The 26491-nt window shown below is 59.7% G+C and carries 24 protein-coding genes; 13 read left to right on the forward strand and 11 right to left on the reverse strand.

The window, feature by feature from the left end; genetic code table 11:
• Positions 1 to 150 precede the first annotated feature (150 nt).
• Positions 151 to 1266, forward strand: coding sequence for an acyltransferase family protein (locus C7477_RS16675; RefSeq protein ID WP_181418454.1), 1116 nt, complete (start codon positions 151 to 153; stop codon positions 1264 to 1266).
• 170 nt (positions 1267 to 1436) lie between these two features.
• On the opposite strand, the gene C7477_RS16680 is transcribed toward C7477_RS16675, so the two are convergent.
• The 3 genes from C7477_RS16680 to C7477_RS16690 all read right to left on the reverse strand — a co-directional run bounded on the left by C7477_RS16680 (position 1437) and on the right by C7477_RS16690 (position 5360).
• On the reverse strand, positions 1437 to 2588 hold the full coding sequence (locus tag C7477_RS16680; RefSeq protein WP_110754216.1) for a pentapeptide repeat-containing protein: 1152 nt from the start codon (positions 2586 to 2588) through the stop codon (positions 1437 to 1439).
• Positions 2589 to 2768: 180 nt separating this feature from the next.
• Entirely contained in the window at positions 2769 to 4079 is a 1311-nt protein-coding gene (gene xylA / locus C7477_RS16685; protein WP_110754218.1) for a xylose isomerase, read from the reverse strand.
• Positions 4080 to 4115: 36 nt separating this feature from the next.
• Positions 4116 to 5360 (reverse strand): ROK family transcriptional regulator, encoded by a 1245-nt coding sequence (locus tag C7477_RS16690; RefSeq protein WP_110754220.1) that lies wholly within the window; start codon positions 5358 to 5360, stop codon positions 4116 to 4118.
• 217 nt (positions 5361 to 5577) lie between these two features.
• On the opposite strand from C7477_RS16690, the gene xylF reads away from it, so the two are divergent.
• The 8 genes from xylF to C7477_RS16730 all read left to right on the forward strand — a co-directional run bounded on the left by xylF (position 5578) and on the right by C7477_RS16730 (position 15384).
• Positions 5578 to 6618, forward strand: a complete 1041-nt coding sequence (gene xylF / locus C7477_RS16695) for a D-xylose ABC transporter substrate-binding protein (protein WP_110754222.1) — start codon at positions 5578 to 5580, stop codon at positions 6616 to 6618.
• A gap of 320 nt (positions 6619 to 6938) precedes the next feature.
• Positions 6939 to 8249, forward strand: coding sequence for a sugar ABC transporter permease (locus C7477_RS16700; RefSeq protein ID WP_110754224.1), 1311 nt, complete (start codon positions 6939 to 6941; stop codon positions 8247 to 8249).
• A 26-nt stretch (positions 8250 to 8275) separates the two neighbouring features.
• Positions 8276 to 9076, forward strand: coding sequence for an ATP-binding cassette domain-containing protein (locus C7477_RS16705; protein WP_110754226.1), 801 nt, complete (start codon positions 8276 to 8278; stop codon positions 9074 to 9076).
• A gap of 343 nt (positions 9077 to 9419) precedes the next feature.
• Positions 9420 to 10475 carry a sugar phosphate isomerase/epimerase family protein gene (locus tag C7477_RS16710; RefSeq protein WP_110754228.1) on the forward strand — a complete coding sequence of 352 codons (1056 nt, stop codon included), beginning with the start codon at positions 9420 to 9422 and terminating at the stop codon, positions 10473 to 10475.
• A gap of 13 nt (positions 10476 to 10488) precedes the next feature.
• The gene (locus C7477_RS16715; protein WP_110754230.1) at positions 10489 to 11664 is read left to right on the forward strand and encodes a Gfo/Idh/MocA family protein; all 1176 of its coding nucleotides are present in this window, start codon (positions 10489 to 10491) and stop codon (positions 11662 to 11664) included.
• The gene (locus tag C7477_RS16720; RefSeq protein WP_110754232.1) at positions 11661 to 13199 is read left to right on the forward strand and encodes a sugar ABC transporter ATP-binding protein; all 1539 of its coding nucleotides are present in this window, start codon (positions 11661 to 11663) and stop codon (positions 13197 to 13199) included. Before C7477_RS16715 ends, C7477_RS16720 begins: the two co-directional genes overlap by 4 nt.
• A gap of 71 nt (positions 13200 to 13270) precedes the next feature.
• Positions 13271 to 14269, forward strand: a complete 999-nt coding sequence (locus C7477_RS16725; protein WP_110754234.1) for an ABC transporter permease — start codon at positions 13271 to 13273, stop codon at positions 14267 to 14269.
• 167 nt (positions 14270 to 14436) lie between these two features.
• Positions 14437 to 15384 carry an ABC transporter substrate-binding protein gene (locus C7477_RS16730; protein WP_110754236.1) on the forward strand — a complete coding sequence of 316 codons (948 nt, stop codon included), beginning with the start codon at positions 14437 to 14439 and terminating at the stop codon, positions 15382 to 15384.
• A 152-nt stretch (positions 15385 to 15536) separates the two neighbouring features.
• Here C7477_RS16730 and C7477_RS16735 read toward each other — a convergent pair whose 3' ends face one another.
• Entirely contained in the window at positions 15537 to 15821 is a 285-nt protein-coding gene (locus C7477_RS16735; RefSeq protein ID WP_110754238.1) for a hypothetical protein, read from the reverse strand.
• A gap of 692 nt (positions 15822 to 16513) precedes the next feature.
• On the opposite strand from C7477_RS16735, the gene C7477_RS16740 reads away from it, so the two are divergent.
• Positions 16514 to 17305: a DUF2189 domain-containing protein gene (locus C7477_RS16740; protein ID WP_110754240.1), complete on the forward strand. Its 792-nt coding sequence runs from the start codon at positions 16514 to 16516 to the stop codon at positions 17303 to 17305.
• Positions 17306 to 17397: 92 nt separating this feature from the next.
• On the opposite strand, the gene C7477_RS16745 is transcribed toward C7477_RS16740, so the two are convergent.
• Positions 17398 to 17760, reverse strand: a complete 363-nt coding sequence (locus C7477_RS16745) for a hypothetical protein (protein WP_110754242.1) — start codon at positions 17758 to 17760, stop codon at positions 17398 to 17400.
• A 221-nt stretch (positions 17761 to 17981) separates the two neighbouring features.
• Between C7477_RS16745 and C7477_RS16750 the strand changes: the two genes are divergently transcribed.
• Positions 17982 to 18545 carry a PRC-barrel domain-containing protein gene (locus tag C7477_RS16750; protein WP_110754244.1) on the forward strand — a complete coding sequence of 188 codons (564 nt, stop codon included), beginning with the start codon at positions 17982 to 17984 and terminating at the stop codon, positions 18543 to 18545.
• Between the two features lie 52 nt (positions 18546 to 18597).
• Here C7477_RS16750 and rocF read toward each other — a convergent pair whose 3' ends face one another.
• Together rocF and C7477_RS16760 are read right to left on the reverse strand one after the other, a co-directional pair.
• On the reverse strand, positions 18598 to 19518 hold the full coding sequence (gene rocF, locus C7477_RS16755; protein ID WP_110754246.1) for an arginase: 921 nt from the start codon (positions 19516 to 19518) through the stop codon (positions 18598 to 18600).
• A gap of 90 nt (positions 19519 to 19608) precedes the next feature.
• Positions 19609 to 20655, reverse strand: coding sequence for an ornithine cyclodeaminase (locus C7477_RS16760; RefSeq protein ID WP_110754248.1), 1047 nt, complete (start codon positions 20653 to 20655; stop codon positions 19609 to 19611).
• Positions 20656 to 20787: 132 nt separating this feature from the next.
• Between C7477_RS16760 and C7477_RS16765 the strand changes: the two genes are divergently transcribed.
• Together C7477_RS16765 and ada are read left to right on the forward strand one after the other, a co-directional pair.
• A complete protein-coding gene (locus C7477_RS16765; protein ID WP_110754250.1) occupies positions 20788 to 21204 on the forward strand; it encodes an Lrp/AsnC family transcriptional regulator in 417 nt (138 codons plus the stop codon).
• Positions 21205 to 21294: 90 nt separating this feature from the next.
• On the forward strand, positions 21295 to 22374 hold the full coding sequence (ada, locus tag C7477_RS16770; RefSeq protein WP_110754252.1) for a bifunctional DNA-binding transcriptional regulator/O6-methylguanine-DNA methyltransferase Ada: 1080 nt from the start codon (positions 21295 to 21297) through the stop codon (positions 22372 to 22374).
• On the opposite strand, the gene pheT is transcribed toward ada, so the two are convergent.
• From pheT to pheS, 4 genes are all read right to left on the reverse strand, one after another.
• The gene (gene pheT / locus C7477_RS16775) at positions 22375 to 24789 is read right to left on the reverse strand and encodes a phenylalanine--tRNA ligase subunit beta (protein ID WP_110754254.1); all 2415 of its coding nucleotides are present in this window, start codon (positions 24787 to 24789) and stop codon (positions 22375 to 22377) included.
• Positions 24790 to 24857: 68 nt separating this feature from the next.
• A complete protein-coding gene (locus C7477_RS16780) occupies positions 24858 to 25136 on the reverse strand; it encodes a DUF2442 domain-containing protein (protein ID WP_110754256.1) in 279 nt (92 codons plus the stop codon).
• Entirely contained in the window at positions 25120 to 25353 is a 234-nt protein-coding gene (locus C7477_RS16785; RefSeq protein ID WP_110754257.1) for a DUF4160 domain-containing protein, read from the reverse strand. The genes C7477_RS16780 and C7477_RS16785 overlap by 17 nt, the downstream gene beginning before the upstream one ends.
• A 15-nt stretch (positions 25354 to 25368) precedes the next feature.
• The gene (gene pheS / locus C7477_RS16790) at positions 25369 to 26451 is read right to left on the reverse strand and encodes a phenylalanine--tRNA ligase subunit alpha (protein WP_110754259.1); all 1083 of its coding nucleotides are present in this window, start codon (positions 26449 to 26451) and stop codon (positions 25369 to 25371) included.
• Positions 26452 to 26491 lie beyond the last annotated feature (40 nt).

Below are 26491 nucleotides of genomic sequence, written 5' to 3' on the forward strand. Positions count from 1 at the left end.
AAATGAAACTCAAAGGGCTGAGCCCTGTACAATACAGGACCCAGCCCTTAAATCGTCCCAGCCTTTAAACTGTCCAACTTTACGGGGTCAGTTCACTCGCGCCGGGCTTTTGCGTTGTTGAGAAGCCTCGGATAGTATCCGAGCAGAAATGTGGGAACGAAAAAGGCGCGCATGTATTTTCGGCTGTTTGAGTTCTGGCGCCTGATCGCCGCGCTCCTGATCATGCTCTACCATTTTTCCTACAATGGACCTGCGGGAACGGCATGGCTAACCGAATGGCTTGAGCGTCTGCGCCCGCTGCTTGACATGTTCTTCATCATTTCCGGTTTTCTCATCGTCTTCACCTATGGCGACAGGGTGACTGACCGGCGAAGCTATGCCACCTATCTGATCCGGCGCTTCGCCCGGCTCTATCCGCTGCACCTCGTCACGTTTCTTTTCTTTCTTCTCATCGGCATCGGCTATCATCTGGGATATCTGCGTCCGTTCGGTGGGGCAGAGCGCTACGACATGGCCCAGATCATCCCAAACCTGCTGCTCATACAGGCATGGGGCGTCAGCCATGAGCTGACGTTCAATTTCGTTTCCTGGTCGCTATCGGCGGAATGGTTTTCCTATCTGCTGCTGCCGCTCATCCTCGTAGCCAACCGGCTTGCCGGGGCAAAAGGGCTCATCACGCTGCTCATCCTATGGATCGTGCTTCTGGAAACGCTCACCGCGCTTCACATCATGCCGAACAGGCATTGGCAGGAGGCCGACACCTGGGGCGCCTGGCGCGTCTTTGCGGATTTCACCGCCGGTGCGTTGATCTGCGTCCTCGCCTCGCGCACCCGCTTGACATTGATCTCACGCTGGCCGGCATGGCTCGTGATGCTGGCTGCCTGCGTACTGATGCAACATGGAGTGAACGCCTATTACAGCATGGCCGTCATGGCGTTCGCGGTATTCCTGGCGGCGGTGGCCGAGCGCAACGATCAGACGACGCCGGTCTATCCGCGCTGGTTGCGCCCGTTCGCCGCCGTCTCCTTCGGCATCTATCTCTGGCACCCGGTGGTGGAAGCCGTCATGTTCGGCCTCGTCTGGAAAAGGCTGGTCGCGCCACTTGGGATCGTCGATTTCTACGCCTTCCTGCCGCTGCCGATGATCATCACGATGATCGTGGCGGTTCTCTCTTACCGATGGCTCGAGAAGCCCGCCGGCGATTGGTTTCTCAACCGCCTCGGTCTCAGACGCCCGGCATCGACCAGCGCGGCGCCGCTTATTTAGATGTTTAGTCCCGGTATTTGCTGGAGCGGGATGCAATTAAGTTGAATCGGGCATCCCGCTCTAAATCTTTGTTTTAGCCGCATGATCTTACCTGGAAGTCTGCAACTTTTCGGGATCATGCTCTAATTGGAGCGGTTCCTATTTTAACGGATTGGGAATCGCCCTTTCGATCACTTCCGTTTGCAGTCCCGGTTCGAGATTTTGCCATCGGGCATTTTCGTGCGGCACAAAATGGCGAAACCATAGCCAGTGGGCGTCAACTTTGTTTCGGTAAAGAGGGTGGCGCCGCGCAAATCGGCTCCCGTCAGATTGATCTTTCCACGGAACCGTCCTGGGGAGGGCTTTGTAGCGGCGGAATCAATATCAATGCCGGAGACTTCCGCCGCCTGCTTCGAAAGTCCCGCGACATTGCCGGAAAGCGTTGCGGACCGTAGATCGGCGCCGGTGAGGTTCGCATTGTAGAAGCTGCCGCAAAGATTGGCCTTTTCCACCTTTGCGTCCGAAAAATCGGCATCGCTGAAATCGGAGCATATCCCGTTCATGGCATCCGGTTCGCTCTCCGCGCCGGTCAAATTCGCCCGACGCAATGTGGCATTGCTCATATCAACCCAAAAGAGCGTTGCGCCACTCAAATTGGCTCCGGTCAAATTGGCGTCCCTGAACTTATTACCGCCCAGATTGGTGCCGGTGAAATCCGTGCCTTTCAGGCTGGCTCCATCCCAACTCATGCTGCCCAGCGCGGACTGATACTTTGTGTCACAACTGACGAAATTTGCGTGATCGATGCGTGCGCCGTCGAAAACGCCATTCGCTACTGCGGAAACGGCGCATCCCAGCTTTCCGCCATCGGCATGTGCCGCCGGCTCAATGCCGCTGAGATCCGCCCGCGATAGATTGCATCCCTTGCATTGGCCGGTCGTTCGGAACAGGTTCAGGCCCGTCAATTTTGGCACGGCACCCACGCTCTGGGGATCGATTTCAACGCTTTGGGGCGCGGCGGCAACGCTCTGGAGCTGCTTCGTACGCCGGTCATATGCGGACACAAGGCAGGCTGAGTCGTCCTTGCATAGCGCGCGCTGCTGGAGCCACTCATGTTGAGTGACAGCCAATTCACCCCGCTTTTTGCCTTCCATACCTTTTCCCAGACTGGTGTAAAGGTTGGCCAGCTTCTCATCCGCCAGCGAAAGATTGGGAGTGGCGCAAATGGCGCGCTCATCATGCGCGTCCGCCATTGCGCAGTTGAAACTGGCGGAAGTAGCAGGAATCGCCGAGAGGGACATGAAAAGCCCGACAAGTGCAGCAATGGTAAAAACAAGTTTCATCGTTCTCTCTCGCCTATTTGTCAAATGTATTTACTGTTTATATGGGGTAAAATGTAAAAGAACTGTTTAGTATAATTTGAATTCTATTTATTGCTATTGCACGCGTTGCTTTTCTATAAGCGCACGTGAAAATATGACCGGCCGGAACGGCGCTCCAGCCGGTCGATTGCGACAATCCGCTCAGACATAGCGATTGACGATATTCTCCAGATATTCCTGCCGGCCAGAGCGCGGGTTGGGCTCGATGCCCTCCGCCTCGACGCGGACAGCGATTTGATCCAGCGAGCGTTCGCCGGCAAGCATTGCCCTGGCTTCCGCACTGTTCCAGCCGGCATAACGGTCCGCAACGAAATCGGTCAGCGTCCTGTCCTCCAGCATCGCTGCCGCCGCCTTCAGGCCGCGCGCACAGGTGTCCATGCCACCTATATGGGCGATGATCAGGTCCTCAGGGTCGAGCGACTGGCGGCGGAGCTTGGCGTCGAAATTGGTGCCGCCCGTGGTGAAACCGCCCGCTTTCAATATCTCGTAATAGGCGAGCGCCACCTCCGGCACATTGTTGGGAAACTGGTCCGTATCCCAGCCGGACTGGTAATCGTTGCGGTTCATGTCGATCGAGCCGAAGATGCCGAGCGCTGTCGCGGTGGCCAGCTCATGCTCGAAGGAATGCCCGGCCAGGATGGCGTGGCCCTGCTCGATATTGAGCTTCACCTCGTTTTCCAGCCCGAAGCGTTTCAGGAAGCCATAAACGGTCGCCACATCGTAATCATACTGGTGCTTGGTCGGCTCCTGCGGCTTCGGCTCGATCAGGATGGTGCCCTTGAAGCCGATCTTGTGCTTGTAATCGACGACGAGGCTGAGGAACCGCCCCATCTGGTCGAGCTCGCGCTTCATGTCGGTGTTGAGCAAGGTTTCATATCCCTCGCGTCCGCCCCACAGCACGTAATTCTCGCCGCCGAGCCGCTTGGTGACGTCGATGCAATTCTTCACCGTCGCCGCCGCATAGGCGAAGACGTCAGGGTCCGGATTGGTCGCCGCGCCCGACATATAGCGGCGGTTGGAGAAGAGATTTGCCGTGCCCCATAGAAGCTTCGTGCCGGTCTTCTCCATTTTCCCGGCGAAATAATCGGCGATTTCGTTCAGCCGGCGATTGCTTTCGGCAAGTGTCGCGCCTTCGGGGCGGACATCGGCGTCATGAAAGCAGAAGAACGGGACGCCCAGGAGCGAGAACATCTCGAACGCCACGTCCGCCTTGAGCTTCGCCGCTTCCATCGTATCGCTGAACCATGGGCGCTCGAATGTCTGGCCGCCGAATGGATCGCCGCCCGGCCAGCCGAAGGAATGCCAATAGGCGACGGCGAAGCGCAAATGGTCCGCCAGCCGCTTGCCCAGCACGATCTCGTCGGGATTGTAGAAGCGGTAGGCGAGCGGGTTCCTGCTCTCCGGCCCTTCATATTTGATCTTGGCCATATCGCCGAAAAATCCGGTATTCATATTCAATGCTCCTCCTGTGGTTGAGATGGTTTTGGATCATGCCGCGCTGATTTGCGCGGAACTCCGCCCCTCGCCGGCGGAAAACATTTCGGCATCGAGCGCCAGCAGCGATGTCATGGCGCAACCCTGCAGAATCAGCGGATGCTCTTGCGGATAGCAGCGGATCTCCGGCTGGTGATTGCTCCCCCAGCCGAAGGCGCCGGAGAGCGCATTGCGGATTTCCGGCTCCATCAGGTCGAAAACTTTGGCGCCCGGCCCGACCAGCGCGATAGGTACCGGATCGATCAGCGAAAACAGATTGTTGAGGCCGAAGCCGATGGCGCGCCCCGCAATGTGAAACGCTTCGCGCTCAACGCCGGGTTCCGTACGCGCCCGCTCCGCGAGCCGGGCAAAGACCGCCGCATCGATGCTCGATATCGGAGGCGCGGTGTCGGGCATCCCGAGGGCATTGCGCCAGATAGCGTAATCCCCGGCATAAGCCTCGATGCAGCCGCGCCGTCCGCAGCGGCATAGCGCCCCGTGAGGCATATGCGCCATATGGCCGAATTCCGCCGCCGAGGAACGAGAGCCGGAAAAGGGCTGCCCTTTGAGATAAAGCCCCATGCCAATGCCGTAGGACAGCAATATCGCCGCGAAATCTCCGCCATAGCGCTCGGGAGCGGTCCAGCGCAGCGCTTCGGCCAGCATGGCGCAATCATTGGCCATCGCGACCGGAACGCCGAAGGCCCGCGCTAGCGCCGGGCCGAAGCCGATGTTCCTTTCCTCCATGATCGGCGCCCACAGCAGCGTCTCGCCCGCGGCGTCGGTTACCCCCTGCACCGCCATGGCGATATGCATGAGCCTGCCGCTGTTGCCGGCGGTCGATTGAAGCTGTCGCCGCAGCATCGCGCCGATCTCCGCCATAAGGTCGCCGCCGCTTGCGGAGCGGGTAGGAACATCAGCCGTCTCATCGGCGACAATGCCGCCGGCATAATCGACCAGCGCCACGGTGATGCGATTGAGCGAGAGATTGACCACGCCCACCCTGGCGATATCAGGATTGGGCATAAGGGTGACCTGCGGACGGCCGCGCCGTATAGGTCCGCCGTCTCCGTCACGGCTTTCCAGCAGCACGCCTTCGGAAACCAGCCCCGCCACGATCGCCGAAACGGTGGAGGCGCTAAGGCCGGTCGCCATGGTGATGTCTGTGCGGGAAAGCGCGCCCTTGCGCCTGATCGCGGCGAGAACCAGCTTGCGGTTTTGCCGACGCACATCGTCCGGACGCGTGATCGCTCCAGCCAACGCCTCTCCTCCCTTTGCTTTCCGTCGCCACGCCGCAATTCTTATTGCGCCGCAGCAACTTCATGCCCTCCACTTTCGATGTTGACACGGAACGAAATTTTAATCACTATTTTTTTCGAGCCTCGAAATAAAAGGCTCCCTGCCAGTGGAGGGGCAGGTGATGATCGCATGAAATATGAGATCGTTTGTGTGCTCGTGTAGCACCGGGAGGGTTATTATGAAGAAATATGCAGTAGCGCTTGCAAGTGCGGTCTTTGCCGTATCCTTCGCAGGCCCGGTTCTCGCCAAGGACAAGATCGTTGGCGTGTCGTGGTCCAATTTCCAGGAAGAACGCTGGAAGCGTGACGAGGCCGCTATCAAGGCCGCGCTCGAGGCCAATGGCGATAAATACATCTCCGCCGATGCGCAGTCTTCGGCGTCCAAGCAGCTTACCGATGTCGAAAGCCTCATCTCGCAGGGCGCCAACGCGCTGATCATCCTGGCGCAGGATTCCAGCGCCATCGAGCCAGCGGTGCAGAAGGCCGTCGACGAGGGCATTCCTGTCGTCGGCTATGACCGGCTTATCGAAAACAAGAACGCCTTCTACATCACCTTCGACAACAAGGAAGTCGGCCGGTTGCAGGCGCAGGCGGTCTTCAAGGCCAAGCCCGAGGGCAACTATGCCTTCATCAAGGGCAATGCCGCCGATCCGAATGCGGACATCCTGTTCGCCGGACAGATGGAGGTGCTGAAAGCCGCCATCGATTCCGGCAAGATCAAGAATGTCGGCGAGGCCTATACCGATGGCTGGCTGCCGGCCAACGCGCAGAAGAACATGGAGCAGATCCTCACCGCCAACGATAACAAGGTGGATGCGGTGGTTGCTTCCAATGACGGCACGGCGGGCGGCGCGATTGCGGCTCTCTCCGCGCAGGGTCTTGCGGGTTCGGTGCCCGTCTCGGGCCAGGACGCCGATCTTGCCGCGCTCAACCGCATCGCGCTCGGCACGCAGACCGTAACGGTCTGGAAGGACAGCCGGGTGCTCGGCAAGGAAGCGGCTGATGTCGCCTCTCAGCTCGCCGACGGCAAGAAGATGAGCGAAGTCAAGGGTGTGCAGAAGTTCAATGGCGGTGCCAAGGGCGTCGAGATGGAATCCATCCTCCTGAAGCCGGTGGCGATCACCAAGGACAATTTGAATACCATCATCGACGCCGGCTGGGCGACGAAGGATCAGGTCTGCCAGGGCGTGAAGGCCGGCAGTGTGCCTGCCTGCAAGTAGGAAATGAAGTACGAGCGCCGCGGTGATAAAAAGCCGCGGCGTTTTAAAAGCCTTTCAAACTTGGATGGATCATCAGGTTTACCCCTCATCCGGCCGCGCTTTTGCGCGGCCACCTTCTCCCACAAGGGGAGAAGGGAGGTGCGTTGCCTAACCGCCGCTGCCAATCCTCGACATTTGCGATTGGCATAGGCGTTTGCGCAGTCTCTTCCTTCTCCCCTTGTGGGAGAAGGTGGCCGCGCAAAAGCGCGGCCGGATGAGGGGTAACCCACGGATCTGGGAAAAGCGCGAAGGCTTTTAAATAGTCCCGCGGGAGGAGCGGCATGAGTAATAGCGTAACTACCGCAGCCGATATGGCGCGTTCGTCTGAACTCGGCCTCGTGGCGCGGTTCTTCAAGGCGACGGAACTCGATCCGCGCCTTCTCGGCATGGTCCTTGCCATGTTGATCATCTGGGTGCTCTTCGATGTGCTCTCTGGCGGGCTGTTCCTGTCGCCGCGCAATCTCTGGAACCTTTCGGTGCAGAGCGCCTCCATCGCGATCATGGCCACCGGCATGGTGCTGGTCATCGTAACGCGGAATATCGATCTCTCCGTCGGCTCGATCCTCGGTTTCGTCGGCATGGTGATGGGCGCGGCGCAGGCCGAATGGCTGCCGCCCATGCTCGGCTTCGAGAACCCGTCGACATGGATCATCACGCTGGCGCTTGGGCTCGTCGTCGGCGCGGTTATCGGCGGCATGCAGGGCTTCATCATCGCCTTTCTCGGCGTTCCCTCCTTTATCGTCACGCTGGGCGGAATGCTGGTCTGGCGCGGCGCGGCCTGGTGGGTCACGTCTGGGCGCACCGTCGCGCCGATGGACTCCACCTTCCGCCTGATGGGAGGGGGTCCCGCCGGCTCGATCGGCGAGACATGGAGCTGGGTCGTCGGCGCGCTCGCCTGTCTCGGCATCATCGGCCTCATCCTCAACGGGCGGCGGCAGCGCAAGCGTTTCGATTTCCCCTTGCGTCCCATATGGGCCGAAGGCCTGCTCGCCATCGTCGGCAGCGCGCTGGCGCTCGGCGCGGTGGCCATCGCCAATTCCTATCCATGGCCCGCGCCCATCGCCCGCCAATATGCCGAAGCGCATAATATCCCGCTGCCCGATGGCGGCCTCTTCATCGCGCATGGCATCGCCATTCCCGTGCTCATGGCGGTGGGCGTCGGCATCGTCATGACCTTTCTCGCCAAGCGCACCCGCTTCGGCCGCTATGTCTTCGCCATCGGCGGCGATCCGGAAGCGGCGGAACTGGCGGGTATCAATACCAAATGGGTGATCATGAAGGTCTTCATCCTGATGGGCCTTCTGTGCGCCATATCAGCCGCCATTTCGACCGCCCGTCTCAACGCCGCCACCAACGCGCAAGGCACCCTTGACGAGCTTCTCACCATCGCCGCCGCCGTCATAGGCGGCACCTCGCTTGCCGGCGGCATCGGCACCATCGCCGGTGCGATGCTCGGCGCGGTGATGATGCAGTCGCTCTCGTCAGGCATGGTGCTTCTCGGCCTCGATTCTCCGCTGCAAAGCATCGTGGTGGGTATCGTGCTGGTCATCGCCGTATGGCTCGATACGATCTATCGCCGCCGCATGGCGTGAAATAAAAAGAGAGGGAGGACGAAACAATGGCCAAGGCGCCTCTCGTGGAGATGGAAAACATCTCGATAGCCTTCGGCGGCATCCGCGCCGTCGACGACGCCTCCGCCGACCTTTATCCGGGCGAAGTGGTGGCGCTTCTCGGCCACAATGGCGCGGGCAAATCGACCCTGATCAAGATCCTCTCCGGCGCGTACAAGCGCGACAGCGGCACGATCCGCATCAACGGCGAGGACGCGGTGATCAATAATCCGCGCGACGCCAAGGGCTACGGCATCGAGACAATCTACCAGACGCTGGCGCTCGCCGACAATGTGGACACCGCCGCCAATCTCTATCTCGGCCGTGAGCTCATGACCCCATGGGGCACGCTCGACGACGTGGCGATGGAAGCGGCGGCGCGCGAGGTGATGGGGCGGCTCAATCCCCGCTTCCAGCGCTTCAAGGACCCGGTGAAGGCGCTCTCCGGCGGTCAGCGCCAGTCCGTGGCGATTGCCCGCGCCATCCTGTTCAACGCGCGCATCCTCATCATGGACGAGCCGACGGCGGCGCTCGGACCGCAGGAAGCGGCGCAGGTGGGCGATCTGATCCAGCAATTGAAGAACGAAGGCATCGGCATATTCCTCATCAGCCACGACATTCATGACGTTTTCCACCTGGCCGACCGCGTCATCGTGATGAAGAACGGCCGCGTCGTCGGCACCGCCCGGGTGGGCGACGTGACGGAGGATGAGGTGCTGGGCATGATTATCTTAGGCAAGTGCCCGCCCGGCGCCATACCCGGTCCCGGCGCCATACCCGCCGCTGTGATCAACGCGATAAACGCCTGATCGCGTCGTTGGCAGATTTGGAGAGGCTGCTGTTTGAATGGAACTGCGAGGCGCCCGCTCTGTCCTACCGGGTATCTCCATCTTCTTTTATCGTCATCCTCGGGCTTGACCCGAGGATCCATGGCTAGGAGGCTGAAACGGTATTATCATCTGCTGCGGGATTACTGGAGCGCCAGCTGAAATGCGTCAGCCCGATGGGGAACATCAGTGCTCCTCATCCGTGGATCCTCGGGTCAAGCCCGAGGATGACGATGGGGAACGGAGATGGTTGGCAAGCCAGAGCTATCGCTGCCCCGCCAGCGTTTCCTACCAAACATGAAATGCCTTAAGTGAGGAGAGAAGCATGAAGACCATCAAGGGGCCGGCCATTTTTCTGGCGCAGTTCGCGGGCGATGCCGCGCCATTCAATTCGTTCGATTCCATCTGCAAATGGGCGGCCTCACTTGGCTATAAGGGCGTGCAAATTCCGACATGGGATGCCCGTCTGTTCGATCTGGAAAAAGCGTCCGACTCCAAGGATTATTGCGACGAAATCAAGGGCATCGCGGCAAGCCATGGTCTTGAGATCACCGAGCTTTCCACGCATCTGCAGGGCCAGCTCGTCGCCGTTCATCCGGCCTATGATATCGCCTTCGACGGCTTCGCCGCGCCGGAAGTGCGGGGCGATCCGCAAGCGCGCACGGAATGGGCGATCGATCAGGTCAAGCGCGCGCTCCGCGCCTCGAAGCATCTGGGTCTCGCCGCCCATGCCACCTTCTCCGGCGCGCTGGCATGGCCCTATGTCTATCCGTGGCCGCAACGCCCCGCCGGCCTTGTCGAGATGGCGTTCGATGAACTGGCGCGGCGCTGGCATCCCATTCTCGATTATGCGGACGAGAACGGCGTCGATGTCTGTTACGAGATCCATCCCGGCGAGGATCTGCATGACGGCATCTCCTATGAGATGTTCCTCGACCGCGTGAACAACCATGCCCGCGCGAATCTTCTCTACGATCCCTCGCATTTCGTGCTGCAGCAGCTCGATTACCTCGACTACATCGACATTTATCACGAGCGCATCAAGGCCTTCCATGTGAAGGACGCCGAGTTCAATCCGACCGGTCGCCAGGGCGTTTATGGCGGCTATCAGAGCTGGGTGAACCGGGCCGGGCGCTTCCGCTCGCTGGGCGACGGGCAGGTTGATTTCGGCGCGATCTTCTCAAAGCTCACCGCCTATGATTATGCCAGCTGGGCGGTGCTCGAATGGGAGTGCGCGCTGAAGCATCCGGAAGACGGCGCGCGCGAGGGGGCGGAGTTCATCAAGGCGCACATCATCCGCGTCACCGAACATGCGTTCGACGATTTCGCCGGCGCAGGCACCGATGACGCCGCCAACCGCAAGATGCTTGGCCTGCTGTAAGGAGAATTGGGATATGACGATAGAAGCAAGCAGGCAGGAGCGGAATGCTGGGCGCATCCGCTTGGGCATGGTCGGCGGCGGCCAAGGCGCGTTCATCGGCGCGGTGCATCGCATCGCCGCGCGTATCGATGATCAGTATGAACTGGTGGCCGGCGCGCTTTCCTCCGATCCTGAGCGGGCGAAAGCCTCTGCCCTTGAGCTTGGCATCACGCGCAGCCGCGCCTATGGCTCGTTCGAGGAGATGGCGAAGGCCGAGGCCGCGCGGCCTGATGGCATCGAGGCTGTGGCCATCGTCACGCCCAACCACATGCACGCCCCGGCGGCCAAGGCCTTCCTCGATGCAGGCATTCACGTCATCTGCGATAAGCCGCTGACCCTCACCGTCGATGAGGCGAAGGAGCTCGTCGATCTCGTGGACAAGACGGGCAAAGTCTTCGCCGTCACCCACAATTATACCGGCTACCCCATGATCCGGCAGGCCCGCGCCATGGTGGAGAAAGGCGAGCTTGGCGAGATCCGCCTTGTGCAGGCGGAGTATCCGCAGGATTGGCTCACCGAACGGGCGGAGACCACCGGCAGCAAGCAGGCGGAATGGCGCACCGACCCCAAGCGCTCCGGCGCGGGGGGCTGCATCGGCGATATCGGCACCCACGCCTATAATCTCGCTTGCTTCGTCAGCGGTCTGGAGCTTGATGAGTTGCTGGCGCAGCTTACCACCTTCGTCGAGGGCAGGCAGCTTGATGACGATGTGCAGATACTCATGCGCTTCAAGGGCGGCGCAAAGGGGATGCTCTGGGCAAGCCAGGTCGCGGTCGGCAATGAAAACGGACTGAAGCTGCGCATATACGGCACGAAGGGCGGCCTGGAGTGGACGCAGGCCGATCCGAACTACCTCTGGTTCACCCGCTTCGGCGAGCCGAAGCAGTTGCTCACGCGCGGCGGCGCTGGCGCATGGCCTGAAGCCGCGCGGATGACCCGCGTTCCCGCCGGGCACCCGGAAGGCTATCTCGAAGGCTTCGCCAACATCTACGCCGAAGCCGCCCGCGCCATTATCGCCGCTCGCGGCGGCGGCAAGCCGGATGCCGATATTCTTTTCCCGACTGTCCGGGATGGGCTGAAGGGCATGCAATTCATCGAGGCTGCCGTCGCCTCTTCCAACGCCGGAAATATATGGACCAAGGTCGGATGAGCGAAGTCTATCCCCTTTCCACGGCTGAACCGCCCGCGGCAAAGATCTTGCTGGAGGCGACGGGTATTTCGAAGTCTTTCGGCCCGGTCGAGGTGTTGAAGGATGTCGGCCTGCAATTGAAAGCGGGTGAGGTCCACGCCATTATCGGCGAGAACGGTGCCGGCAAATCGACGCTGATGAAAATCCTTTCGGGCCATCTAGCGCCTTCGAAAGGCGCGCTGAAAGTGAATGGCGAGAAGATCGTCTTCACCGGCCCGGTCGATGCGGAAAAGCATGGCATCGTCCTGGTGCATCAGGAAATCCTGCTCGCCCCGGACCTCACCGTTGCGCAGAACATCTATCTCGGGCGCGAACTGCGCAAGGGGCTCGTGCTCGATGAACGGGCCATGGCTGATGGAGCGCATCGCGCCGTTCTCGATCTTGGCGCAGATATCGATCCCGGCGTGGTGGTCAACCGGCTGTCCATCGCCCAGCGCCAGCTCGTTCAGATCGCGCGGGCGCTGCTCGTTCCGCACAGAATAGTCATTTTCGATGAGCCCACGGCCTCGCTCACGCCGGTCGAGACCGAGGCGCTGCTCAAGGTAATCGCAGCTATCAGGAAGAAGAACGCCGCAGTCCTTTACATCTCGCACCGGTTGCCCGAGGTGAAGACAATTGCCGACCGCGTCACGGTCCTGCGCGATGGGCAATTGGTCGGCACTTATGCAGGCGCCGATCTCGAGCCGGTGGACATGGCCCGGCTGATGGTAGGCCGCGATGTATCGAAGCTTTATCCTGACCGCGCGGAGGCAAAGACGGGCGGAACCGTTCTTGAAGTCGAGGACATGGCCGTACCGGGCTTTGTCAAGAATGCCGGCTTTTCATTGAAGCGCGGCGAGATTCTCGGCTTTGCCGGGCTGGTCGGCGCGGGACGGACGGAGTTGCTGGAAGGCATTCTGGGCTTGCGGCCCGCGCATGGCACGGTTCGGCTTAAGGGCAAGCCCGTCCATTTCCGCAATGTGAAGCAGAGCATGGACGCGGGCATCGTTTATTTGAGCGAGGACCGCAAGGGCAAGGGCCTGCTGCTTGGGCAAAACCTGAAGACAAACCTGACGCTTGCCGGTCTCGACCGGTTCACGCGTGGCATGCTGATCGACGCCAAGGCTGAGACGCAAGCGCTCGACAAGGCGGTCCGCGACTTCGATATCCGCACGCGCAACCGGGATCTTCTCGCCGGACAGCTTTCGGGCGGCAACCAGCAGAAACTGCTGCTTGCCAAGATGATGCTGCTCGGGCCGGAAATCGTCGTCATCGACGAGCCGACGCGCGGCATCGACATCGGCACCAAGGAACAGATCTATAAATTCATCAACGGGCTTGCGGCTGAAGGAAAGGCCGTTATCGTGATTTCATCGGAAATGCCGGAACTGATCGGCATTTGCGACCGCATCATCGTGATGCGCAATGGGGAGGTCGCCGGGGAGGTTTCGGGCGAGCACATGACGGAAGCGGAGATCGTCGTGCTCGCCACCGGCGCGAAGTTTTTAGCCGCATGATCTTATCCAAAAAGTCTGCAACTTTTTGGGATCATGCTTGGGAGGGAGGCCGCCCTGATGGCGGAAACTGCATGAACAACATCACGGCGACGCAAACCGCGAGGCGTCCTTTAAGCGACATCGACCTGCGAGCCGTCGCGCCCTTCGTCGCGCTGGCCGCGCTGCTCGTCTTCGGCGCGCTGATCAATCCGAATTTTCTCGGGCTCGACAATTTGACGAATGTCGCGACGCGCAGCGCCTTCATCGCCATCATCGCGGTCGGGGCCACCTTCGTCATCTCGGCGGGCGGGCTCGATCTTTCCGTGGGTTCTATGGCGGCCTTCGTCGCCGGCACGATGATCCTTTTCCTCAATTCCGGAGCCGTTTCCGGCGATACCGGCATGATCGCCGCCGCCATGCTCATGGCGCTCGCCACCGGCGCGTTGTGCGGACTCGCCAACGGGCTGATCACGACATTGGGCCGGATAGAACCCTTCATCGTGACGCTCGGCACCATGGGCATCTTCCGCGCGCTGACGATCTATCTGGCGGAAGGCGGCTCCATCGCCATCAAGTCGCAGGAACTGCGCGCCGCCTACCGCCCCATCTATTTCGGCGATGTGCTGGGCGTGCCGATCCCGGTCATCGTTATTCTCGCCGTGGGAATTATCGGCGCGTTCATCTTCTACCGCACCCGCTTTGGCCGTCATGTCACGGCGGTGGGGTCCAACGAGGATGTGGCCCGCTATTCCGGCATTTCGGTCAATCGCGTGCGCACCCTGACCTATGTCATTCAGGGCCTTTGCGTCGCCATCGCCGTGCTCGTCTACGTTCCGCGGCTGGGGGCGGCGACGCCGACGACCGGGCTGTTGTGGGAGTTGCAGGCAATCACGGCGGTGGTCATCGGCGGCACCGCGCTGCGCGGCGGCGTCGGGCGCATCTGGGGCACGATCTGCGGCGCGCTGATTCTCGAAGTTGTCGGCAACATCATGGTGCTGTCCGACCTCGTCAGCGAGTATCTCATCGGCGCCGTGCAGGGGGCGATCATCATCATCGCCATGCTGATCCAGCGCTCGCTCGGGCGGCGCTGAGGGTAAATGGAAGGCGGCGAGAGGGGCCAGCCGCCATTCATCGGGAGAGGCCCTTATCAGGTATGCATGATCTACTTTTGGGGATCATGCTTTAGGGAGAAACCGCATGATCTTATCCGAAAAGTCTATAACTTTTCGGGATCATGCTTTTAGGGAGAGAGACAACAATGAAAGCGATATTTGCAGGTTTGGCTGCCCTGGCGCTCGCCTCGGTGGCAACAATGGCGGGGGCACAGGACAAAAAGGTGCATATCGCCGTGTCCATTCCGGCTGCCGACCATGGCTGGACAGGCGGCGTGGTCTATCACGCCGAACGCGCGAAAAAGACGCTGGAGGCTCGCTATCCGGGGCTGAAGATCACTGTGAAAACCTCGCCTGATGGAGCAAGCCAGGCCAATGCGCTGGAGGATCTGACTGCGCAGGGCATCGATGCGCTTGTCACCCTGCCGCACAATTCCGATGAGCTGACCGACCCGATCCGGCAGGTGAAAGAAAAAGGCACCTTCGTCACCGTGGTCGACCGGGCCTTGTCCGACCGAAGCATTCAGGATCTCTACGTCGCTGGCAACAATCCGGAACTTGGCCGCGTCGCCGGCGAATACATCAAGAAAGAGCTCGGCGGCAAGGGCGATGTCGTCGTCATCCGCGGCCTGCCCATCGTCATCGACGAGGAGCGCCAGAAGGGCTTCGACGAGGGTATCAAGGGCAGCGAGATCAAGGTGCTCGACCGCCAGTTCGGCAACTGGTCGCGCGACGATGCCTTCAAGGTGATGCAGGACTATCTGGCCAAGTACAAAAAGATCGATGCCGTCTGGTGTCAGGATGACGACATGGCCGTCGGCGTCCTCGAAGCCATCCAACAGGCTAAACGCACCGATATCAAATTCGTCGTCGGCGGCGCCGGCATGAAGGACATGATCAAGCGCGTCGCCGATGGCGACAGCATGATCCCGGTCGACGTGCTCTATCCGCCGGCAATGATCGCCACCGCCATGGAACTGACGGCAGGCAATTTCTACGACCAGGTGCCTGTGCGCGGCAGCTATATCCTCGACGCCACGCTGGTTACGAAAGAGAACGCCAAGGAATTCTATTTCCCGGATTCGCCGTTCTGATCTGTCGTCCTACCTCCTCTTTTCTTTTGAGGAGTGGCTAAAATAGCGGGTGTGGGGCTGACCTTAAACCCCACCCCGAGACCTACGGTTTGCCCCTCCCCACAAGGGAGGGTCAGAGCTCTCAAGCCGCGCGAAGGGGAGGGCTAAAGCCCTCAAGGCCTGACGTGAAAAATGATGTGATCCTTTTCCGATTGTAGGGCAAGCTCGGAAATCAGGATTGCGTCGACATTCCAGGTTCCGTTCTCGACTATCGCTCCTGATGCGTCCCAGTATCCGTCATTCCCGACGATGAGATCCCAATAGCCGGTTGGCCATTCGAATTCCTTGAGCGCGACACGAATTTTCTGACCCGCCGGCCCAATGCCTCTGATCGATAGGCCGCCTGGGTGAAGGATCTGATTTTCAGCGGGATATGTAATCTTGATGAGTGCAGACACGTAAGCTCCTCCTATATCCAAGAAAATAAAGGCGCAAGTTTTGGCCGATAGGCTGCCCGAGGCATGCCATTTTACGGAATCATTCGGCTCAATACGGTTGGGGGGCCCAAGTAAATTCACCCCAGAGCAGTTGAAGCGATCTACTTGGCTGCAGTTTTCTCCGACATCATGCTTTAGAGCGGTATGCGATTAAATCGAATCGGGTATCCAGCTACTCAAATCTTCGTTTTAGCCGCACGATCCTACCTGTAAGTCTGCAACTTTTCGGATAAGATCATGCTTTAGCCGACGTGCATTTCCCCGTGTCCGGGCTCTACATCCGAACTTATTCCCTCCTGGCAAAATCTATTTCTTATCTGTGAATGGCGCTAGCTTAGGTCAGCAGCCATTAACGCATCTTTTATAAATTAGATAAAATTCTCATGATCAGATCATTATACTTTATGCTTGGTATTCTAATATAAGTACATATGAAATAAACAAGGATTTCAGCAGCTTCACCTTTGCACCATGCTTCCGATAAACAAACTCCGTTGGCAATAGCCATGATGTGGCGCGCTGTTTCGACCTATGCGGCAACCTTTTTGCCCATGCAACATTTAAGAATCTGCGTATCGTGCTTTTCGTCGAACCTTCGGTTTTCGCGCCGAAACGCAATAGCGTGGAGAAGCAGTCTCTTTGGAGAAGCAGTCATGGCCCATTTTCATGTCTTTACCGGATTGAGCGAAACGCCCGACTATCCGCTCGTGCGCCGGATCGGCACTTCGGACGTTTTCGCGGCTCTTCAACAAGGTTTCGATGATTTCTGGGACAAGCCATCGCATTATGTTTTTCTTTGCCTGATCTATCCCGTCGCCGGACTTTTCATCGCCCGCTGGACATCCGGGATTGACGCTTTGCCGTTGCTCTATCCGTTGATGTCCGGCTTTGTCCTGCTGGGCCCGCTTGCAGCCATAGGCCTTTATGAAATCAGCCGGAGACGGGAGTTCGGGCTGGATGCCTCCTGGAAACATGCCCTCGATGTGGTGCACTCCCCTGCCATTCCTGCCATCCTGGCGGTCGGCGCCCTGCTTCTCGCCATCTTCCTCGCCTGGCTTTTTACGGCGGAGACACTCTATCTTCATCTGATGGGGCCGATGGCAAGCGAGACACCAAGCGCTTTTCTCACCCGAATTTTCACCACGGAGCAAGGCTTCAAGCTCATCGTCTGGGGCAATCTCGCCGGCCTCGCTTATGCTATCGTGGTGTTATCCCTCAGCGCCGTGACCTTTCCCCTGCTCATCGAGCGCGATACCGGCGCTTGGATGGCGATACGCACTTCGATCAAGGCTGTTGTCGTCAATCCCGTTCCCATGGCCCTGTGGGGATTGATCGTAGCCATCCTGCTAGCGATAGGCTTTGCTACGTTCTTTGCCGGGCTTGCCATTATCATCCCCGTGCTCGGTCATGCCTCCTGGCATCTTTACCGTAGGGTCGTTGGCTAGGGCAGAAGGGTTAGAAGGTCAAACAGCAAAGCAATTCATTCATCGCCGCCCTATTGGTCTTCCATAGGTCTCCCGCCCTTGTTTCGCCGATCCTAATTCTCCGGCTTACCGGGAATACCTGTCGAAACCACCGAAACCGGATCGCTTCCCGGAAAGGTATCTTTTAACCCCTCCTGGAGCTGTTCTTCCAGTTCAACCGGATCTGTCGGCCGTTCGTCGGTTCGAGCGTCCTTTCCCTTCTTGTCGAGACCGTCCGCCATATCGGCATTCGCCAGTTCGTTCAGTATCAAGGTCGCTTCCGAGATCAGGACGCTGCGTTCGCCATCCGCCAGATCCTGATCCCTGGCAAAACGCACTGTAACGCGCTCACCCATCTTGCCTACAAATTCGACTGATGGCGCGCCATCCGGCCTGGAGGCAGGAACTATTCGTGTCTCGCGCAATTGCATCGCCATTCTCCCCAAAATAGAAAAAATCGACCTGCTGTGCTAACCGCATGATGTACTCAGGCCGACATTGGAACAACAGATAGATGAAGGTTTGGTTCCTTTGTCCTCTCCAAGGGGCGCCCCGGCGTGGAAAGGTGTTACGGGAACGTTTTATGGGTGGCCGTCGTTAGGACTGCATCTGGAACGAAGGTTTTGCGCAAGCGAGGCCCAGACCAAGGAGAGCAGTCATGCTTACACGGCTTTTAGGAACGACGGCAGCGATCGCCATGTTATCGACGGCGTCCTTTGCCCAAACCACCGAACAGGCGCCGCAATTGCAGGAAACGCCGCCGGCACAAACCAGCGATCTTTTTACCTATCCGACGGAAATTGCCCCAAAGATCGCGCCGGGAACGCAGAACCTCAGTGCAGCCAATGGCAAGGTGCTAGCTTCGGGCATGATCGGGCAGGCGGTCTATGACGGCCCCACGAGCGATGCCCAGCGGATCGGCGAAATCAATGATATCGTCATCGGCGAAAATGGCGTGGCGCAGGCCGCGGTGATCGGCGTTGGCGGCTTCCTCGGCGTCGGACAAAAGGATGTGGCCGTAGGCCTGGATCATCTCGGCCTGGCAACCCGGCCCAATGGCGAGCAATGGCTCGTTGCCGATGTATCGAAGGACGATCTGAATAACGCGCCGGCCTTCGAGCGATCACAACTGTTCACGCGTGGCATTTTAAACCAAAACAGAGCAGCCGACTCAGCGAACGGAACCACCGGCGGCCCCAGTAGCGCTCCGGTGCAACAATAATCCGGATTGGTGCCCGGCCGCCTCCTGACGGTCGGGCCGCTCAGGGCAACCTCTAAAAAATCTTCTGACCGAAAAGGCTGCTCACCAATTCAACGAGCAGATAGGCGCTCTTGCCGCGATCGTCGAGGAATGGATTGAGCTCGACGATATCGAGCGAGGTGACGAGGCCACTGTCGTAGAGCATTTCCATAACGAGATGCGCCTCGCGGTAGGTGCCGCCGCCGCGCACCGTGGTGCCCGTGCCGGGCGCAATGTCGGGATCGAGGAAATCCGTATCGAAGCTCACATGCAATAAGCCCCCGGCCTGCCTGACCGTCTCGATGACCCGTTTCATGGCAGCGACAATGCCGTTTTCATCGATGAAGCGCATGTCGAAGACATTCACACCCGCCTTTGCAAGCTCCGCGCGCTCAGCCGGATCAATAGAACGGATACCGCACAGAAAGACCTGCTCCGGGGCAACGAGAGGTCTGTCGTCGGGCAATATGCCGGAAAAGCCATCGGCGCCGCAGAAGAAGGCAACCGGCATGCCATGCATGTTGCCCGAGGGCGAAGTGGCCGGCGTGTTGAAATCCGCGTGCGCATCCATCCACAGGACGAAGAGCGGGCGCCCCTGTTCCGCCGCATGGCGCGCCGCACCCGCGACAGTGCCCATGGCAAGGCTGTGGTCGCCGCCAAGAAATATCGGCAGCCGGCCATCCTTCAATGTTTGGTAGGCGGCCCGCTCCAGCGTCCGGGTCCAGCCGACGATCAGCGGAGCGTTCCTGGCCGATCCCGGCAAAGCGAAAGTGTCCTGATTTTCGGGCGCAAGATCACCTCGGTCTTCTACCTGATGCCCGAGCTTTTCCAGCGCGGGCCGAATGCCCGCGAGGCGCAGCGCCGCTGGCCCCATGGCGCAACCAAGGCTTTCCGCACCCTCTTCAACAGGCGCGCCCAGGAGAGTGACGTGTTTGTGGCTGGTCTGGGTGATCATGCTTGTTCCGCTCGCGCCTTCTGTCCGCATTTCCGCGCTTTTAATCGCAGAAGCGGGGCTATCTTCCAATTAAAAATTCGTGTTGGGCTTTTAAAGGGTCAGAGCCAGCGCTGGACGCGAGCCTGATATCGCGAGAAGCCCGAAGAGATCGCGCGGATCGGCGGGCTCCGCAATCAGGTCGATATCGTCATAAAAGCGGGTGTCTTGCACACAATCGCGGAAGAAACGCAGCGCGGAAAAATCCTCCACGGCGAAGCCGACGGAATCGAAAAGCGTGATCTGCCCGGCATCAGTGCGTCCCGGCTTTTCACCGGCTATCACCTGCCAGAGTTCGGTCACCGGATGATCGGCATCGAGCTGCTGGATCTCACCCTCGATGCGGGTTTGCGGCGTAAACTCGACGAAGATATCGCTTCTAAGCAGAATGTCGCGATGCAACTCCGTCTTGCCCGGACAATCGCCGCCGACCGCGTTGATATGCACGCCCGCGCCGACCATGTTATCCGACAGGATGGTGGCGCGTCGCTTGTCCGCGGTGATGGTTGTGATGATATCCGCGCCCATGACCGCCTCCTCTGCGCTCGCGGCTTTGGTGATGCGGATGCCGGATTGCGCCATGTTGGACATGAATTTCGGGTAGGCGCTTGGGTCGATGTCGAATACGCGAAGCTCTTGAATGCCGAGAATGGACTTGAAGGCATACGCCTGAAATTCGGCCTGCGCACCGAGGCCGATCAGTGCCATCGTGCCGGCATTCTTGCGAGCGAGGTATTTTGCGGCCATGGCCGACGTCGCCGCCGTGCGCAGCGCCGTAGCGATGGTCATTTCGCAAAGGAATTCGGGATAGCCGGTCGCAACATCCGCAAGCATTCCAAAGGCCGTCACGGTCTGCAGCCCCTGAACGGGATTTTGCGGGTGACCGTTGACATATTTGAAGCCGTAAAGCTCGTGGTCAGCGGTTGGCATCAGCTCGATGACACCGCTCTTGGAATGAGCGGCAATGCGCGGCGTCTTTTCGAATTCGCTCCAGCGGGCAAAATCGTCTTCGATATAGGCCGCCAGCTTGCGGAAAAGACCGTCAAGCCCGATCGCTCCTACCAGATCGATCATGTGCCGTGTGCCTACGAACTGAACCATAGCAGTACCCCTGGTTTCATTCAGAACGATACGAAGGCCAGGTTTTAAAAGAAATGCCAAATAGTTTTAAAATCAGGCACTATTTTGATAATACTGCATAGTCGTTTTAAGCATTTTGCATAGGAACCACTCATGGACGATCTGGACAACCGCCTCATCGCCGCGCTCCGTCAGGATGGGCGGGCGCCGCTTTCCAAGCTCGCCGATATTCTCCAGGTTTCGCGTGGAACCGTGCAGAACAGGCTCGACCGGCTCATTGCCAACGGCGTGATCCTCGGCTTTACCGTGCGGGTCAAGGACATGAGCGGCGCGGAGCGCATCAGGGCGATGATGACGATCGAGGTGGTGGGTCGCAACACACACAAGGCCGTCCAGAGTCTCAGAAAAATTCCGGAAATCCTCTCTCTTCATACGACCAACGGCGCGTGGGATCTCATCGCCGAAATCGAGGTGGCAAGCCTGATCGATTTCGACCGCGTGCTCAATTCCGTGCGGCTTATCGACGGCATCGCCCGGTCTGAGACGAGCCTGCTTCTGGCCCCGGCTTGATCAGCCTTATATATTTGAAAGCAAGCGCCGGAGTTTTTTGTCCTTGGCCGTGGCGATAAAGAGGATCAGAGCATCAAAAGGATGAAAGCCATGAACCTCATCATCGCCAAATCTCAACCAGCCACGCCCGCCGAACGCGATCCGCGCTGGACTGCGCTCGTCAACCGCGACCCGGCTTTTGACGGAAAGTTCGTCTATTCGGTGAAGACAACGGGCGTCTATTGCCGTCCGACATGCCCATCGCGCCTCGCCAAGCCGGAGAATATCGCCTTTCACGCCGATTGCACGGAAGCGGAAAGGGCGGGCTTCCGGCCCTGCCTGCGCTGCCGCCCCAATGATGCCCCCCTTGCCGAACGCCACGCAGCCATCGTGGCCGAGGCATGCCGCCGCATCGAGGCGTCGGAAGAGCTCCCGATGCTGGACGCGCTCGCCAAGGCAGCCGGTATCAGTCCTTATCACTTCCACCGGCTGTTCAAATCGATCACCGGGCTGACGCCAAAGGCCTATGGCGCCGCGCATCGCACCCGCCGCATCCGCGACCATCTCGCTGAAGGCAAGGGCAGTGTTACCGAAGCGATCTACGATGCAGGTTTCAGCTCAAGCAGCCGCTTCTACGAGACCTCGAACAAGGTTCTTGGTATGACGCCCAGCGCGTTTCGTGCCGGTGGCGTCGAGGCTGAAATCAAATTCGCCGTCGCTGAGTGCTCGCTAGGCGCCATTCTTGTGGCGGCAAGCGGTAAAGGCGTCTGCGCCATTTTCCTCGGAGACGATCCGGATCAGCTGGTGCGCGATTTGCAGGACCGGTTTCCGAAAGCGAACCTGATCGGCGGTAACACGGAATTCGAAGCGCTGGTGGCGAAGGTGGTTGGTTTCGTCGAAGCGCCCGCCATAGGCCTCGATCTTCCGCTCGACGTTCGCGGCACGGCGTTTCAGGAGCGCGTCTGGCAGGCGCTGCGCGATATCCCGGCAGGCGAGACGGCGAGCTACACCGATATCGCCACGCGCATCGGCGCGCCGAAGGCGGTGCGCGCCGTGGCGCAAGCCTGCGCCGCCAACACGCTCGCCGTGGCGATTCCCTGCCACCGCGTGGTGCGGCAGGATGGCAATCTCTCCGGCTATCGCTGGGGCGTGGAACGCAAGCGGGCGCTGCTGACGAAGGAGCGGGGGTAATTACCCCCGCAAAACACCGCCGGTCTGCTTGCCGACACTTTCGACGATGCGCTTTGCAAGCCCGTCGAGATCCTCGTCGGTCAATGTGCGCTCTTGCGGCTGGATTGCCACCTCAATGGCAATGGACTTTTTACCCGCACCCAAGGCCGGACCTTCAAAGATATCGAAAACCTGGATGCCTGATATCAGTTTTTTGTCGGCCGCACCCGCAGCGCGGATCACCGCCGCCGCTTCGGTCGTTTTATCCACCACGAAAGCGAAATCGCGGCGTACGGTCTGGAAGCTTGAGAGGGTGAGTGGCGGTTTGGTGCGGGTCGGCTTTTGTTTCGGTTCCGGAATGGTATCGATGAATACTTCGAAACCGCAGAGCGCTCCACTTACATCGAGCGTTTCCAGCGTCTTCGGATGGAACTCGCCGAAATGGCCAAGAACCACCTTGGGACCTAGCTTGATCGTGCCGGAGCGGCCCGGATGATACCAGGCAGGGCCACCCGCCTCGATCTGCACACGATCCACCGGCACGCCGCAGGCCTCCAGCACAGCCAGCGCATCGGCCTTGGCATCGAACACGCCCACGTTTTGAGCATTGCCGGCCCAGTGGCGACCTACGCCATCGAGCTTGGCCGTGCCGCGACGGATGCCGCCGGCGACGCGGCGCTGCTTGTCAGGCGTGTCCCCCTCGTAGGTGCCGGACACCTCGAACAAAGCCAGATCATTGAAGCCGCGATCGGCATTGCGCTGCGCGCCAGCAAGCAACCCGGGAAGCAGCGAAGGCCGCATGTCGGACATGTCTGCGGCGATGGGGTTGGCAAGCTTGAGCGCGGCACCGCTGTTATCACCCCTGCCAAAGGCTTCGGCATGAGCGGCAGGGATAAATGACCAGGTTACTGCTTCCATCATGCCGCGCGCCGCCAATGCGCGTCGGGCGGCACGGGTGCGGATCTGCAGCGTGGTCAGGATCTTGCCGTTGACTGTGGCGTGGCTCGCCAAGGGCTGCGGCGCGATGTTGTCGACGCCGTGAATGCGCATTACCTCTTCGACTAGATCAGCCTTGCCGTCGATATCCGGTCGCCAAGATGGAACGAGGACATTTACGACATCACCGTCGCCCTCAAGCTTGAACCCGAGACGCGCCAGGATATCGAGGCTTTCCGATTTTGAAACCTCGATGCCGGTCAGCCGCTTCACCTCGGAAACCGGGAAGATAATTTTCTTTGGCTCGTAACCGCCATAGCCGACCACTTCGGTCTCAGCCGCCGTGCCGCCGCAGAGATCGAGCACCATGCGGGTCGCCAGTTCCAGCCCCGGCACCATGAATTCCGGATCGGCGCCGCGCTCGAAGCGATAGCGCGCATCGGTGATGATGCCGAGCTCACGTCCGGTGCGGGCGATGTTTTGCGGGTTCCAGAGCGCGGATTCGATCAGCACATCGGTCGTGTTCTCATCGCAGCCGGAATGCTCGCCGCCCATGATGCCGGCAATCGATTCGATGCCGTTGTCATCAGCGATGACGCAGATCTGGTCGTTGAGCTTGTATTCCCGCCCATCGAGCGCCAGCACCGTCTCGCCCGCCGTCGCGCGGCGCACCACGAGATCGCCCTTGACCTTGGCGGCGTCGAAGACATGCAGCGGACGACCCCGGTCAAAGGTGATGTAGTTGGTGATATCGACCAGCGCATTGATCGGGCGAAGGCCGATGGCTTTCAGCCGCTGCTGCAGCCATTTCGGGCTCGGGCCGTTCTTGACGCTTCTGACAAGCCGCAGCGCGAAGCCGGGGCAGAGGTCCGGCGCCTCGATAATCAGTTTAACCGGCGTCGCCCCGTCGCCCTTGATGGGGGTGATAGTCCCGTCCTTCAGCCTGCCCAGACCCGCTGCAGCGAGATCGCGGGCAATGCCGTAGACGCCGGTGGCATCCGGCCGGTTCGGCGTCAGGTTGATTTCGATCACCGGATCGTCAAGCCCGGCATAGGCGGCGAAGCTTGTTCCCACCGACGCATCGACGGGCAAATCGATGATGCCATTATGTTCGTCGGACAGTTCCAGCTCACGCTCGGAGCACATCATGCCATGGCTCTCGACGCCCCTGATCTTGCCGACGGCAAGCGTCACATCGAGACCCGGAACATACGTTCCCGGCGCGCCGAGAACGCCGATCAGCCCGGCGCGCGCATTGGGCGCGCCGCAGACCACCTGGACGGGCTTGCCATCGCCCGTATCGACTGCGAGAACCTGCAGCTTGTCGGCATCGGGATGCCGTTCCGCCGTGAGCACCCGAGCGATCTTGAAGGCTTTAAGCGCCGATTTGTCATCGACGGATTCGACCTCAAGGCCGATCATGGTCAGCGTCTCGACGATTTCTTCGAGCGAGGCCTCGGTTTCGAGATGATCCTTGAGCCAGGAGAGTGTGAATTTCATGTCTGTTCAGCCTAATAGCTCGCGCCGGAAGCGCCGAAATCGGGCACAGCCCGGGTTAATGAATTGGATTAAGCAGCCTTTGAAGGCTCCTTCGCGCCAGGCGCCTTCTGGCCTTTCAGCATACCATTCACAGATAAGTCCTCATCGATTTCCGGCCAATGTATGCCGTCGATCATAAGTTCCACTGTGTTGCGTTGCGCCGGAGATGCATTCAGCAAGCGCGGATACCACCATAGCGGCGTCGAAACATGGCGACCATCGGCGAGACGCACGTGAAGTTCGTGCAGATCGCACCATGCTTCGACAGGCCGCTCGCCTTCCGGATAGGAGTCATACGAAATAGTCATGCCAAGCCTCCAAAAAATATTCCCGGTGTTCCTGCACGACACTCAATATACGCGCTAATTCCTTTTGACCAAAACCGGCAGCTTTACTGACCGACACGTTTTCAAGCCAGATTTTAGCCTTTGCGCCATGACCATCGACATGGATGTGCGGCGGTTCGTCGTTCTCGCCCGAGTAAAAATGGAACCGATAGCCATACTTACGCAAAACCGTCGGCATAGCCAAAGTCTCCTTTTACACACTCAACCCGCCGAACAGCGTCGGCATGTCGAGGGGGCGGAAGCCGTAGTGCTGGAGCCAGCGGACGTCGGCGTCGAAGAAGGCGCGCAGGTCCGGCATGCCATATTTCAGCATGGCGATGCGGTCGATGCCCATGCCCCAGGCGAAGCCCTGATATTCATCGGGATCGAGGCCGCAAAAGCGCAGCACGTTGGGGTGCACCATGCCGCAGCCCAGAATCTCCATCCAGTCATTGCCTTCGCCGAACTTCACCTCGGTGCCCGACCGGTCGCACTGGATATCGACTTCCATCGACGGCTCGGTGAAGGGGAAGAAGGACGGGCGGAAGCGCATCTTCAACGAAGGCACCTCGAAGAACGCCTTGCAGAATTCTTCCAGCACCCATTTCATGTTGGCGATGTTGGCCGTTTTGTCGATCACCAGTCCCTCGACCTGATGGAACATCGGCGAGTGGGTCGCGTCGGAATCCATGCGGTAGGTCTTGCCGGGGATGACGATGCGAATCGGCGGCTTTTGCGTCTCCATCGTGCGGATCTGCACCGGCGAGGTATGGGTGCGCAGAAGCTTGCGCTCGCCTTTCTCGTCCGGATTGAAGAAGAAGGTGTCGTGCATTTCGCGCGCCGGATGGCCTTCGGGGAAGTTCAGCGCGGTGAAATTGTAATAATCCGTCTCGATATCCGGTCCTTCGGCGATGGCGAAGCCCATATCGGCGAAGATCGCGGTGATCTCATCGATGACTTGGCTGATCGGATGGATACGTCCGCGCTCCGCCGGCGAGGCCCGCACGGGCAGCGTGACGTCGAGCTTTTCCGTTTCGAGGCGGGCGGTAATGGCAACATCACGCAGTTCCGCCCGGCGAGCTGTCAGCGCCTCGGTGACTCTGGTTTTCAGCCCGTTGATGGCGGGACCTTGGGTCTGGCGCTCTTCCGGCGACATGCTGCCCAGCGATTTCAGTTTCTCCGAAATCGAGCCCTTCTTGCCCAGCGCCGCGATCCTGATGGCCTCGATGGCCGGCTCGTCAGTGGCGGCGGCAATCTCAGCCAGAAGGGTCTGTTCCAGTTCAGCGATGTCGGACATGGGTCAAGTTCCGTGATTCGGGGCAGGAAGATAAATGAAA

Source organism: Paramesorhizobium leguminum (assembly GCF_003217235.1).
Taxonomy (GTDB): Bacteria; Pseudomonadota; Alphaproteobacteria; order Rhizobiales; family Rhizobiaceae; genus Paramesorhizobium; species Paramesorhizobium leguminum.